The 13554-nt window shown below is 58.6% G+C and carries 11 protein-coding genes and 1 tRNA gene; 6 read left to right on the top strand and 6 right to left on the bottom strand.

Translation table 11 applies throughout. From position 1 onward, the window contains the following. Positions 1 to 177 precede the first annotated feature (177 nt). From rplM to rpoH, 4 genes are all read left to right on the top strand, one after another. Complete coding sequence (gene rplM, locus THISIDRAFT_RS10425; RefSeq protein ID WP_006786014.1) at positions 178 to 606, top strand: 50S ribosomal protein L13; 429 nt, start codon at positions 178 to 180, stop codon at positions 604 to 606. 18 nt (positions 607 to 624) lie between these two features. Beyond that, entirely contained in the window at positions 625 to 1017 is a 393-nt protein-coding gene (rpsI, locus tag THISIDRAFT_RS10420; RefSeq protein ID WP_006786013.1) for a 30S ribosomal protein S9, read from the top strand. Positions 1018 to 1025: 8 nt separating this feature from the next. Continuing rightward, a tRNA-Gln gene (locus THISIDRAFT_RS10415) sits at positions 1026 to 1099 on the top strand. Positions 1100 to 1349: 250 nt separating this feature from the next. After that, the gene (rpoH, locus tag THISIDRAFT_RS10410) at positions 1350 to 2207 is read left to right on the top strand and encodes an RNA polymerase sigma factor RpoH (RefSeq protein WP_006786012.1); all 858 of its coding nucleotides are present in this window, start codon (positions 1350 to 1352) and stop codon (positions 2205 to 2207) included. A gap of 22 nt (positions 2208 to 2229) precedes the next feature. Here rpoH and THISIDRAFT_RS10405 read toward each other — a convergent pair whose 3' ends face one another. The 5 genes from THISIDRAFT_RS10405 to pmbA all read right to left on the bottom strand — a co-directional run bounded on the left by THISIDRAFT_RS10405 (position 2230) and on the right by pmbA (position 9231). Further along, a complete protein-coding gene (locus THISIDRAFT_RS10405) occupies positions 2230 to 2928 on the bottom strand; it encodes a YggS family pyridoxal phosphate-dependent enzyme (protein WP_006786011.1) in 699 nt (232 codons plus the stop codon). Between the two features lie 184 nt (positions 2929 to 3112). Next, positions 3113 to 5875 (bottom strand): valine--tRNA ligase, encoded by a 2763-nt coding sequence (locus THISIDRAFT_RS10400; RefSeq protein WP_006786010.1) that lies wholly within the window; start codon positions 5873 to 5875, stop codon positions 3113 to 3115. Then, the gene (locus tag THISIDRAFT_RS10395; protein WP_006786009.1) at positions 5875 to 6300 is read right to left on the bottom strand and encodes a DNA polymerase III subunit chi; all 426 of its coding nucleotides are present in this window, start codon (positions 6298 to 6300) and stop codon (positions 5875 to 5877) included. The genes THISIDRAFT_RS10400 and THISIDRAFT_RS10395 overlap by 1 nt, the downstream gene beginning before the upstream one ends. Then, on the bottom strand, positions 6297 to 7802 hold the full coding sequence (locus tag THISIDRAFT_RS10390; protein WP_006786008.1) for a leucyl aminopeptidase: 1506 nt from the start codon (positions 7800 to 7802) through the stop codon (positions 6297 to 6299). Before THISIDRAFT_RS10390 ends, THISIDRAFT_RS10395 begins: the two co-directional genes overlap by 4 nt. An 85-nt stretch (positions 7803 to 7887) precedes the next feature. After that, entirely contained in the window at positions 7888 to 9231 is a 1344-nt protein-coding gene (gene pmbA, locus THISIDRAFT_RS10385) for a metalloprotease PmbA (protein WP_006786006.1), read from the bottom strand. 352 nt (positions 9232 to 9583) lie between these two features. Here pmbA and THISIDRAFT_RS10380 point away from each other — a divergent pair, with 352 nt between their 5' ends. Next, on the top strand, positions 9584 to 10141 hold the full coding sequence (locus THISIDRAFT_RS10380; RefSeq protein ID WP_006786004.1) for a DJ-1 family glyoxalase III: 558 nt from the start codon (positions 9584 to 9586) through the stop codon (positions 10139 to 10141). Positions 10142 to 10178: 37 nt separating this feature from the next. Further along, entirely contained in the window at positions 10179 to 10976 is a 798-nt protein-coding gene (locus THISIDRAFT_RS10375) for a putative metalloprotease CJM1_0395 family protein (RefSeq protein ID WP_006786001.1), read from the top strand. Positions 10977 to 11029: 53 nt separating this feature from the next. Here THISIDRAFT_RS10375 and THISIDRAFT_RS10370 read toward each other — a convergent pair whose 3' ends face one another. Next, on the bottom strand, positions 11030 to 13468 hold the full coding sequence (locus tag THISIDRAFT_RS10370) for a heavy metal translocating P-type ATPase (protein WP_006785999.1): 2439 nt from the start codon (positions 13466 to 13468) through the stop codon (positions 11030 to 11032). Between the last annotated feature and the right edge of the window lie 86 nt (positions 13469 to 13554).

Below are 13554 nucleotides of genomic sequence, written 5' to 3'. Positions count from 1 at the left end.
TTCGTGCATATCCCCAGGAAGTGTGACCTTAGCCTTTGCGCGAGGGCCGGGGGAAAAGATTTTTCAACCCAAGACTGTTAACGGAGGAAGCGGGAAGGCTTTTGTGCTGTGCAGCCGGTGGCCATTGATGTCCAAGGCTGTTGTAGCCCAGATTTTCTCGCGTAAAACTTAAAGACGATGAAAACCTTTAGCGCAAAACCCGCTGAAGTCAAACGTGACTGGTTTTTGGTCGATGCCAGCGACAAAACGCTCGGCAGGCTTGCCAGCGAAATCGCAACGCGCCTACGTGGCAAACACAAGCCGGTGTACACGCCGCATGTGGATACGGGTGATTACATTGTGGTCGTCAATGCGGCTAAGGTTCGCGTCTCGGGCAACAAGGCCAACGACAAAATGTATTACCGCCATAGTGGTTATGTGGGTAATATGAAGTCGATGAACTTCAGCCAGTTGATGGAACGTGCGCCGGAGCGGGCACTGGAGCTTGCGGTTAAGCGGATGATGCCCAGAAATGCCTTGGGGCGTGCAATGATGCGCAAGCTGAAAATCTTTGCAAGCGCTGACCACAAACACACCGCGCAGCAGCCGCAACCCTTGGAACTCTGATCAGGATAACAAAGCACCATGGCTCTTTCCCAAAACTACGGCACCGGCAGACGTAAAACCGCTGCTGCACGTATTTTCCTTCGTCCAGGCGATGGCAAAATCATTGTCAATAACAAGCCGCTGGATGAATACTTCGGGCGTCAAACCTCACGCATGGTCGTACGTCAACCCTTTCATGTGGCTGAATCCCAGGATTGTTTTGATGTCTATGCGACCGTCACCGGGGGTGGCGCTAACGGTCAGGCTGGTGCCATCCGTTTGGGGATCGCCCGTGCTCTGGTTGAGTATGACGAAACCCTGCGTGGTAAAATGCGCGCCGCCGGTTTCCTGACCCGCGATGCGCGTGAAGTTGAGCGTAAGAAAGTGGGTCTACGCAAAGCCCGTCGCGCAACGCAGTACAGCAAGCGCTGATCAATTTTTGGGGGATCGTCTAGCGGTAGGACTACGGACTCTGACTCCGTCAACCTAGGTTCGAATCCTAGTCCCCCAGCCAGTACCCAAGGCCACGTCAATACGTGGCCTTTTTTATTTTGGGGCTTTGTCGGTTCAATGTCATAAACCAACATGCAATGAACCGCGCAGTACGGCGGATGTGTAGTGAGTGGGCAATGAGGGAACTTTGGATTTTATTAGCACTCTTTGCCAGTGAGTGCTAATATAGCGCGTTATACGGTATGCGCTGAGCGCGCCGATTGCGTTGTTTGCAATGGTTTTTTAAGTTATCTGAGAGGCGGAGGTCGTTTATGAGCACAGCCCTGAGCCGCACGCAAGCCCATTTGGCGGTGCCAGTCGGTAATCTGGACAGTTATATGCACGCTGTGTATCAGTTACCGGTGCTGGATGCCCAACAGGAGCAGGACCTGGCGACGCGGTTGCGTGAACACAATGATCTGGATGCTGCGCGGGCCTTGGTATTACACAATTTGCGCTTTGTGGTGTATATCGCCCGTGGCTATTCCGGCTATGGCCTTGCGTTGGGTGATCTGATTCAGGAAGGCAATATCGGTTTGATGAAAGCGGTGAAACGCTTTGATCCATCCGTAAACGTGCGCCTGATTTCCTTTGCGGTGCATTGGATTCGCGCCGAGATTCACGAATTTATTCTGCGCAATTGGCGCATTGTCAAGGTGGCCACGACGAAGGCGCAGCGTAAATTATTTTTCAATCTGCGGGGTGCCAAGCAGCGCCTCGGCTGGCTACGTCAGGATGAAGTGGCTGCGGTGGCCGCCGATCTTGGAGTTTCGGAGGCGCAGGTGATGGAGATGGAATCGCGCTTGGCCGGGCAGGATGTCAGCTTTGATCCTGATCCAGAGCAGGAAGATGCGCAGCATTTGTCCCCGGCCCAATGGCTGACCGATGAGCAGGCCGATCCGGCGCTGAGTCTGGAGCACTCCGAGTGGGCGCAGCATTATCAACAACGTCTGCATCGTGCGCTGGACAATCTGGATCAGCGCAGCCGCGATATTCTCGCCAAGCGCTGGCTGGGTGATGAAAAAGCGACCCTGCATGAGTTGGCGGCGCAATACAGCGTGTCGGCTGAACGGATTCGCCAGCTGGAAAATAACGCGATGAAAAAACTCAAGGCGACCTTGCTGGCCTGAGCAGTGGGGCGATTTGCGCCGCTTAGGCCTGGGGATAACTGCGCTGGCCGAAAATCGCCGTGCCGATGCGTACCCAGGTGGCGCCTTCGCAGATGGCGGCTTCAAGGTCATCGCTCATGCCCATGGACAGGGTATCAAGCGGGTAGCCGTGCGCCTTGAGTGCTTCCAGGGCCTGACGTAGCTGGGCGAAAGCCTGGCGCTGCTGTTGTATATCGGGGCTGGGAGCGGGGATGGCCATCAGGCCGCGCAGTTGCAGGCGGGGCAATGCCATGCAGGTCTGTGCCAGCGGCAGCAGTTCAGCGGGGCTGACCCCGGATTTGCTGGCCTCGCCGCTGACATTGAGCTGCAAACAGATCTGTAACGGGGCTTTGTCGTCCGGGCGCTGGTCGTTGAGGCGTTGCAGGATGCGTTCACGCTCCACCGCATGTACCACATCAGCTACTGCCGCAATCAAACGGGTTTTGTTGGCCTGCACGGGGCCGATGAAATGCCATTCAATCCCCATCTCTGGCGTTAAGGCCGTGGCCTTGGCATAAAGCTCCTGGGCATAGTTTTCCCCAAAGGCGCGTTGTCCACAGGCCCAGGCGGCGGCAATGGCCTCAACCGGCTGGGTTTTGCTCACCGCCAGCAGGTGAATCTCATCGGGCTTACGCCCACAGGCGATGGCCGCGTGCTGGATGCGTTGTTGTACCGCGCTGAGACGTTCACATAAGCTTGACATGGTGTTTTTTGCTGGGTTTTGGTTTCACTAAACTCTCCCCCTGCCAAGGGGAGGGGAGCGCCGAGTTTTACTCGGCGGGCTTTTAGCCCGTGTTCCGATGGGCCGAGTACAACTCGGCGCTTCAAATAACCACCCCACCCCTACGGGGCACCCCTCCTTGAAAAGGAGGGGAGTCTTGCAGCTATCAAAGCTGGCTGATTTTTTCTTGCTGGGCCTTGAGTTCACGCAAGGCGGCCTGCATCTCGGCGACGCGCTGGCGTTCCTTGGCAACCACTTCCGCAGGGGCGCGATCCACAAAGCCGCTGCTGGCAAGCCGGGCCTCGCTTTGTTGCAGGTTTTTCTCAAGCTTGGCAATTTCCTTATCCAGGCGGGCAATCTCGGCATCTTTATCAATCAACCCGGCCAGCGGGATCAATAGGCGCATCTCGCCGACCAGAGCGATGGCCGATTCCGGCGCATGATCATCCTCAAGCCAGTCCACATAGGCCGGGCGGGCGAGAAATTCGATAAATTCCTGACTGGCGTTGAAGCGCTGCTGATCTTCGGCACGCCAGTTTGCCAGCAGCACCGGCAGAGGTTTGCCGGGCGAGATGTCCATTTCCGCACGGATGCGGCGCATCCCCAGAATGAAGGTTTTGACCCATTCAATCTCGCTTTCGGCCTGCGGGTCGATGAGGGCTTCGTCGCGCTGCGGGTAGGGGCGCTCGATGAGGCAGTCGCCCTCAATCCCGGCCAGCGGGGCCACCTGCTGCCACAGGGTTTCGGTGATAAAGGGCATCAGCGGGTGCAGCAGGCGCAGAATGCTTTCCAGCACCGCCAGCAAGGTGTGACGGGTGCCCCGCCGGGCGGCCTCGCGGCTATGCTCACCACTGAGAATCGGCTTGGACAGTTCCAGATACCAGTCGCAGTATTCATACCAGGTAAACTCATACACGGTCTGCGCGGCCAGATCGAAGCGGTAGCTTTGCAGTTGCCGGGTCATCTCGGCGGTGGTGTGTTGCAAACGACTGAGAATGAAGCGATCCGCCAGACTGAGGTGCATCTCACCGCCCGCCTGCCCGGCATCGTGGCCTTCGGTGTTCATCAACACATAGCGCGTCGCGTTCCACAGCTTGTTGCAAAAGTTGCGATAGCCCTCAATGCGTCCCAGATCGAATTTAATATCACGCCCGGTCGAGGCCAGGGAGGCCAGGGTAAAGCGCAGCGCATCGGTGCCAAAGGCCGGAATGCCCTGGGGAAATTCCTTGCGGGTGGCTTTTTCAATTTTAGGCGCCATCTCTGGCTGCATCAGGCCGGTGGTGCGTTTGGCCAGCAGGGATTTGAGATCAATGCCGTCAATCAGATCAATGGGATCAAGCACATTACCCTTGGATTTGGACATTTTCTGCCCCTGGGCATCGCGGATCAGGCCGGTGACATAGACCTCGCGAAAGGGCACCTCGCCCATAAATTTCAGCCCCATCATGATCATGCGGGCCACCCAGAAAAAGATGATGTCAAAGCCGGTGACCAATACCTGCGTGGGGTAGAAGGTTTTGAGTTCCTCGGTTTGCGCAGGCCATCCCAGGGTGGAAAAGGGCCACAGCGCCGAGCTAAACCAGGTATCCAGCACATCCGGGTCCTGGCTGAGTTTGCTCTCGGCAGGTAGCCCATGCGCGCTGCGTACCTCGGCCTCGCTGTGACCGACATACACCTGCCCGGATTCGTCATACCAGGCGGGGATGCGATGTCCCCACCAGATCTGGCGCGAGATGCACCAGTCTTCAATGTGGCGCATCCATTCAAAATAGGTTTTGCTCCAGTTATCCGGCACAAAGCGCACCCGCCCGTCTTCGACCGCTTTAATCGCTGGTTCAGCCAGAGGCGCCACGCGCACATACCATTGATCCGTCAAAAAGGGTTCAATCACCGCGCCGGAGCGATCCCCACGCGGCACCGTCAGGCTGTGCGGATCGATGCGCTCCAGCAAATCCTGCTGCTTCAGATCTGCGACAATGCGCTTGCGCGCCGCATAACGATCCAGGCCTTGATAGGCAGGCGGGGCGTTATCATTGAGGCTGGCATCGACGGTGAAGATATTGATCAGGGGCAGATCGTGGCGCTGACCGACGGCATAATCATTGAAATCATGTGCCGGGGTGATTTTTACGCAGCCTGAGCCAAAGGCGGGGTCTACATAATCATCGGCAATGATGGGAATCTCGCGCCCGGTCAGCGGGAGTTTGACCCGTTTGCCGATGAGATGCTGGTACCGTTCATCCTGCGGATTAACCGCGACAGCGGTATCGCCCAGCATGGTCTCGGGGCGGGTGGTAGCGACCACCAGATAGCCCTCGCTCTCGACCAGAGGATAGCGCAGATGCCACAGATGCCCCTGTTCAGGCTCAGAGATTACCTCCAGGTCGGAAACGGCGGTATGCAATACCGGGTCCCAGTTGACCAAGCGCTTGCCGCGATAGATCAGCCCTTCGCGATACAGCTGGATAAAGACCTCCTGCACGGCGTGTGACAGGCCCTCGTCCATGGTAAAGCGTTCCCGCTCCCAATCAATGGAGGCGCCCAGGCGGCGCAGCTGGCGGGTAATCTGGCCGCCGGATTCGGCTTTCCACTGCCACACCTGTTCCAAAAAGGCCTCGCGCCCCAGATCGTTGCGCGTCTTGCCGACCTTGGCCAGCTGGCGCTCCACCACCATCTGCGTGGCAATACCGGCGTGATCCGTGCCGCCTTGCCAGAGGGTGTTAGCACCCTGCATCCGCTGAAAGCGGATCAGCGCATCCATCAGCGTATCCTGAAAGGCATGGCCCATGTGCAAGGTGCCGGTGACATTGGGCGGTGGCAGCATGATGCAATAGGCCTGGCCTTGCCCGGTGGGACGAAAACGCCCGGCACGCTCCCATTCCTGATACAGGGCTTGTTCAATAGTACGGGGGTCGTAGGTCTTTTCCATTATGATTCCAGGGGATAATGGTTGAGTTCACAACCTTGATCACGGTAAAAGCGGTAGTATTCGCGCCCGGAGGCACGGATCTCGGGCGCTTCGTTGACAATATGCATAATGCGCGGGATATGTACGGCAAACGGTGCCCGCTGCACCGCCAGATTCAGCAGCACCGCCGTCGGGTGCTGCGGTGGCTGCTGATGATGCAGACAGACCCACTCGTCTGCACTGGCCGGGTCGCGGGTGTGTGGAATAAAGGCATCCTGGCGAAAACTCCACAACAGCCGATCTAGCGCCTCGGTCTGGGCCTCATCCTGAGTATACACATGCACCCGCAAGCCTTGTGTAAACGCCTTGTGAATCAGGCGGCAGGCGGTTAGCAGACGGCTGTGCTCATCATGTGAGCGCAGCACATAAAAATCAACGCGGGTCATCCGTGTGCGCGGCTGTGCAAACGATTGAGCAAATAGCGCAATAACAGCGGTACCGGCCGCCCCGTTGCCCCCTTCTCCTTGCCACTTTTCCAGGCTACCCCGGCAATATCCAGATGCGCCCAGGCATATTTTTTGGTAAAGCGCGCCAGAAAGCAGGCGGCGGTGATGCTACCAGCAGGACGGCCACCGATATTGGCCATGTCGGCAAAATTGCTCTTGAGCTGCTCCTGATATTCCTCCCACAGCGGCATCTCCCAGGCGCGGTCATACATCTGCTGCCCGGCCTCGCACAAATCCTGCGCCAGCGCCGCTTGATTGCTGAACAAGGCACAACCCTGATGCCCCAGGGCAATAATGCACGCCCCGGTGAGGGTGGCAATATCAATCACCACCTCCGGCTCAAAACGCTCGACATAGGTCAGCGCATCGCACAAAATCAGGCGCCCTTCGGCATCGGTATTGAGGATTTCCACGCTTTGTCCGGATAAGGTGGTGACAATATCGCCCGGACGGGTGGCCTTGCCGCTGGGCATATTTTCTACCGCTGGAATCACCCCGATCAGGTTAATCGGCAGCATCAGCTCGGCACAGGCCAGCAGGGTTCCCAACACACTGGCCGCACCGCACATATCGTATTTCATCTCATCCATGGCCTCCCCCGGTTTGAGCGAGATGCCACCGCTATCAAAGGTCACGCCTTTGCCGACCAGCACCACCGGCTTGTCTTTGGCCTCACCCTTGCGATACTCCACGATGATGAACTTGGCCGGCTGCTCGGTGCCTTTGGTGACCGCCAGCAGCGCCTGCATCCCCAGCGCTTCAAGTTCAGCTTCCTCCAGTACGCTCACCGCAAGATCTGTATACGTCCTGGCCAGCTGCTGCGCCTGTTCGGCCAGATAGCTGGGGGTGCAGATATTCCCCGGCAGATTGCCCAGATCCTTGGTCAGACGCATCCCGGTGGCCATCGCACTGGCCTCGCGCACCGCCTGTTCCCCCTGGGGCAGATTATTGCGCGTAGGCAGACCAAAGATCACCCGTTTGAGCGGGCGCTTGGTATCTTCCTTTTTCTGCTTGAACTGATCAAAGCGGTATAGGGTGTCTTCGATGACCAGCACCGATTGCTGCAATTTCCACTGCATATCATACTGCTTGACCGCCAGCTCACACAGATAGCTTACCGCCTCAGCCGCTCCGCTTTGCTGTAAGGCGCGGGTCATGGCCGCCAGAATGCGCGCAAAGGTGGCCTCATTAAGCGCCTCGGCCTTGCCGCAGCCGATCAACAGCACCCGATCGGCGCTGATATTGGGCAGATCATAAAGCCATAAAACCTGGCCGGTTTCCCCTTCCATATCGCCCCGGCGCAACACCGAGGTGATCATACCGCCACAGGCCTGATCCAGCAGCGCAGCGCTCTCCGACAGGCTGCGATTGGCAAACACCCCAACGACCAGGGCTGGGGTACGGCGTTTTTCCGGACTACCACTTTTAACTAAAAATTCCACCTTAAAGCCTCACTCAGATAGTGTGTAATAGCACCCGATGTCGCGGTGATGCTGTCCTGGCGAACGTATCAGGCATCCGCCACCGTTATTCCCCGGCCAGGGTCATGCGTTCCAGCAACAGCGAGCCGGTGCGGATATTGCCGCGCGGGTCAATATCACCGCCGATGCCGACAAGGTGCATAAACATCTCGCGCAGATTACCGGCAATGGTAATCTCATGCACCGGGTAGGCGATCACCCCGTTTTCCACCCAAAAGCCCGAGGCTCCCCGCGAATAATCCCCGGTAACGCTATTGACGCCCTGGCCGATCAACTCCGTCACCAGCAGGCCGGTGCCCATCTCCGCCAGCAGACTGGCCTGATCCAGATGTGTGGGGTCGATGCTCAGATTGCGCACGCCGCCGGCATTGCCGGTGGTTTGCATATTCAGACGCCGTGCCGAATAGGCGCTGAGCACATAGCCCTGCACCACACCATCACGCACCAGATCGCGCGCCGTAATCGCCACCCCTTCACCGTCAAAGGGCGCACTGCCCAACGCCATGGGGATATGCGGCGCCTCATGAATACGCACCTGCGCCGGAAAGACCTGCGTCCCCAGACTGTCCAGCAGAAATGAAGCCTTGCGATACAAACTGCCGCCGCGCACCGCACCGATGAAATGCCCAATCAGCGAGCGCGCCACCTCCGGGCTAAACAATACCGGGCATTGCCGGGTGGACAGCTGCCGCGCTCCCAGACGACTCAGCGCCCGCTGGGCGGCCTTGCTGCCAATCTCATGGGCAGACGCCAGACCCTCGGCCTGGCGCGCAACGCTGTACCAATAATCGCGCTGCATATCCTCATCCTGCTGCGCAATCACCGTACACGATAGCGCATGGCGCGTGCTGGTATAGCCGCCGATAAAGCCGTGGGAATTACCATACACGGCCGTCCCCCGGAAAGAATCCACACCCGCTCCCTCAGAATTAGTGATGCGCGCATCCACACTGCGCGCATGATCTTCACACGCACGTGCCAAGGCAATCGCCTCTTCTGCGCTTAACGACCACGGATGATCCAGATCCAGATCCGGATAGGTATACGCCATCAACGCTGCATCCGCCAAACCGGCATAGGGATCATTGGCGGTATAGCGGGCAATCCTGCAGGCCGCTGCCACCGTTTCTTTCAAGGCCGCCGGGCTGAGATCCGAGGTACTGGCGCTGCCCTTGCTCTGCCCCAGATACACCGTGACCCCCACCCCTTGATCCTGATGATATTCCAGCGTCTCCACCTCACCCAGACGCACATTCACCGAAAGCCCGGTATTACAACTTACCGCCGCCTCCGCCGCCGTTGCACCGGCCAACCGGGCCTCGTGCAAGACCTGCTCGACCAGGGCATGCAAGGCATCTTTCGTTTTAGGTAGGGCCTGAATATCGGACATAATGGTTTGCTTTCCTGAAAATTAAAATTTAAAGACACCACGCGCCGCCTGCGCGCAAATGCGGCCTATTATAAGGCCTTGCACCGCCTAATGCCCAAAGAAGCCGCGTTTTTTCCTGCGCAACACCAAACGGGGATGACGCATGTACTGGACAAACCGCGCTCAGGATTCTATACGAGAGGTGCGTGCTCGCGCTCGTATCGTGGTCTGCACGGATGACCATAACGCTGAAGCCTTTGTGAACGTGGGATCTATGAATATCGTGAGGCTTTGTTGTATTTTGTCGATGGCCGCACCCCGATCAAAACCGTGGCAAAAACTGTCTATATCAAAGCAAACCGGAGAAAACCCTATGGCACGCGTCCTTATCCCCCTCGCCCAAGGCTGTGAAGAACTTGAAGCTGTTACCCTGATTGATCTGTTGCGCCGTGCAGGCATTGAGGTGGTCACCGCTGGCCTGGAAGGCGGGCCGGTGACCTGTTCGCATCAGACCGTTTTGATTCCGGATACCACGCTCGAAGAGGCCGCCAGCGGCGAGTATGATTTGATGGTGTTGCCGGGTGGCTTGCCCGGTTCGGATTATCTCAACCATGATCCGCGCATCCGGGCGCTGCTTCAAAAGCTGCATCACGAGGGGCGCTATGTCGCTGCCATCTGCGCGGCGCCCAAAGTTCTGGCGGCCTTGGGCCTGCTTGATGGGCGTCGTGCCACAGGTTATCCCGGTGTGCTGGAATCGCTGCACCTGGCAGACACCGAATTGACCGGCGCGCCGGTGGAAATGGATGGCAATGTCATTACCTCGCGGGGTCCCGGTACGGCGATGGATTTTGCGCTGGCCTTGATTGAAGTGTTACAGGGTCAGGCCAGCCGCATGGCGGTTGAAGAAGCTTTAAAACGTCCCACAGTGTAGCGATAACGCTTTGATGATTTAGCGGAGGGTCATTTCCATGGAAATCTATTCAGTCAGCGCCATGCCGCACCTATTGCGCGGCCCCGCTCCCAAACCGGTCACATCCTCAGCGGTGATACCTCCAGAGGTGACATCGCCAGAGCAAACGGCTGACCATCCACATGGGCAGCAGAGTGCCTCCCTGGCACCACCGCTGCCTCAGCGTGCCGAGACGGAAAAGCCGGGAGGAGAAAGTCCTGCTGAGGCGTCTGCAGAAGAAGAGCCGCAAGAACAGCAGGCACAAACGCCCGGCGAGCGCATCCTGAGCGAGCTAAGCCCACAGGAACAGCGCGAGGTGGAGCAGCTGCGGGTGCGTGATCAGGCGGTGCGGGCGCATGAAATGGCGCATGTGGTCGCTGGCGGGCAATATGTCACCAAGCCGGCCAGCTATGAATATAGGGTGGGCCCAGATGGACGGCGTTATGCGGTCGGTGGTGAGGTCAGTATCAATGTCTCGCCGGTGCCCAATGATCCGCAAGCCACCATCACCAAGGCTCAGGCGATTCGTCGTGCGGCGTTGGCCCCGGTCGATCCCTCGCCGCAAGATTATCAGGTTGCCGCCAAAGCCGGGGCCATGGAACTGCAGGCGCGGCGCGAGCTGGCTGAAGAAAATTTACAAAAACAGCGCGAAAAAGCGCAGTCAGGCAATACTGACTTCAATCTGCACACCATTTTTCATGAAACCAAAGTGCGCACATTTGGGGCGCAAAAATTACAGCTAAGCCTGCTGGAACGCATCCAAGCGATGTTTCCAAGCCCCAATATTCCCGGCAGTCATATCACGGTAATGGCTTAGCCGCTGTATCCCATGGGCCACTTTGCTATCGGCGATAGCGACCTTCTATAGGATCATTTGCGCAAGCGTAAGGCGTTAAGAACGACGAGCAGGGAGCTGGCGGACATGCCGAGGGCGGCAAGCCACGGGGTGAGCAGGCCGGTGGCGGCAATAGGGATGGCGATGAGATTATAGCCGATGGCCCAGGTGATGTTCTGGCGCACGATGCGCAGCGTTTGCCGGGCTTTGTGTACCGCCTGTGGCAAGGCGCTCAGCTGTTGAGAACATAGCAGCATATCGGCGTTATTTTGTGCCAGATGGGCGCCGCTGGTCATGGCAATGGCAACATGGGCCTGTGACAGTACCGGGGCATCGTTAATGCCGTCGCCGACCATGGCCACGATGTGGCCCTGTGTCTGGGCGGCCTGCAGGGCGCGGACTTTATCCTCGGGTGTGCATTCCCCTTGAGCCTGCGCAATCTGCAAGCGTTGGGCGATGGCCTGGGTCGCGGCATGACTGTCGCCGGAGAGGATGCGCACCGCCAAACCGTGTGCCTGAAGCTGGCGGATCGCCTGCCCGGCATCACTGCGCAAGGTGTCGCTCAGACCAAACAGAGCGAGCACTTGCTGACGGTTGCCCAACAGGACGGGCGTAGCGGCGGGGTATTGTTGTGCATATTCATGCAGTTGGCGGATCAGTGCCGGACTGCGGGGCGCCAATTCCAGCACAAAGGCCGGGGAGCCGATGCGGATGGCCTGACCGTTGAGCCGACCTTCAATGCCGGCGCCGGTCACGGCGCGCTGCTGATCGTCCAGCCGGATGGTTATCTCAGGCGACAGAGCCTGAAACACCTGGGCCACCGGATGTTCACTGCCGTGTTCCAGCGCCTTGGCCAGAGCGTGACAATAGGGCTCCGTGTGCGCTGGATCAAAGTAATGGCCATATTGAAGTTGTAATTGGCCGGTGGTCAGGGTGCCGGTTTTATCAAAAATGATCTGCTGCACCTGCGCAAGGGTTTCCAAGGCATGGCCTCGCGTGACCAAGACCCCTTGCTTGGCGAGTCGTTCGACCGCTGCGGTGATCGCCACCGGTGTGGCCAGCGCCAAGGCGCATGGACAGCTGACCACCAACATCGCCACCATCACCCAAAACGCCCGCGTCGGATCAATCCACAAAAACCAGATCAGGCCAACGACGGCCGTCAGCAGCAGCACAGCACTGACAAAATAGCCGGTGCCGCGCTGTGCCCATTGGGCCAGATGGGGCTTTTCGCTCTGCGCCCGATCCAGCAAGCGCAGCATTGCCGACAGCACGGTGTCTTGACCCACATGCGTAACTTCCATCACCAGCGGGCTGCTCATGTTGATACTGCCGCCGATGAGAGCATCTCCCGGTCGTCGCCTTCGCGGTAAGGATTCGCCGGTAAGTATCGCCTCGTTGACTGCCGAGTCCCCCTCAAGCACCCGCCCATCGACGGGAATGGGGTCGCCGGGGCGGATGCGCAGCTGATCCCCGACGCGCAGCTCGGCAACCCCCACCCAGCACTCTTCACCGGCCTGAATCCGCAATGCCATGGCGGGCACGGCCTTGCCCAGCGCCTCGCTGGCCTGAGCGGCCTGCTGGCGGGCCATCATCTCCAGATACCGGCTGAGCAGCACAAAAAAGACAAACATGCTGACCGATTCAAAATAGACGTGCTCACCGTGCGCGGCCAGCGTGGCCCAGGCACTGGCCAGATAGGTTGAGCCGATCGCCAGGGCAATGGGCACATCCATGCCCACTCGCCGGGCCTGAAGATCACGCCAGGCATTGTGAAAAAATATGCTCCCGGCATAAAACACCACCGGCGTGGTGATGACGAGCGCGGTATAACGTAAAAACTGCATGATCTCGCCTTGCGTAGGATCATTGGCCCCAAACCACAAGGCCACCGCCAGCATCATCACCTGCATGGTGCCCAGTCCGGCCACCGCCAGGCGGCGCAACTGCGCGTTGCGTTCCCGCTCAAAGGCGGCCTGGCGGCGCTCAGTGTCATAAGGGTGTGCCTGATAGCCAATCTGCTGAATGGCGGCGAGAATCTCGCTCAGGCGGATATGCTGTGGGTCCCAGCGCACCCGCGCCCGGTGCGTGGTGTAATTGATCGAAAATTCCAGCACCCCTGGCAATGCACCGATATGGCGCTCATTGAGCCAGATACAGGCCGGGCAGACAATCCCTTCCAGCAGCAGCGCCGTCTCCTGCGTGCCATCGGGCTGCGAGATCACAAAACGGGCGTGCAGCGTCGGATGGTCATACAGCGCTAGACGCTGCTGTTGCTCTGCAGACGGCACAGGCACGGCCTGAGCGCTTGCGCTGCGCTGACGGTAATAAGCCTCCAGCCCCCCAGCAGCAATGGCCTGCGCCACTGCCTGGCAACCGGGACAGCAGAACGTGCGCAACTCCCCCAGAATCACCGCCTGATAAGGCGCCCCAGAGGGATTGGGCAGACCGCAGTGAAAACAGCTTGAATGCAACGGTTATAACCTTTCGCAACCTCATGTCAAACATGAGTTTATGGGATGCCTTGACCTACCCCGTACCGGCCAGCAAAAACACCATG

The sequence above is a fragment of the Thiorhodospira sibirica ATCC 700588 genome, from assembly GCF_000227725.2.
Taxonomy (GTDB): domain Bacteria; phylum Pseudomonadota; class Gammaproteobacteria; order Ectothiorhodospirales; family Ectothiorhodospiraceae; genus Thiorhodospira; species Thiorhodospira sibirica.
The sequence above is the reverse complement of the archived record's forward strand: the minus strand, read 5'-3'. Positions and strand labels throughout refer to the sequence as shown.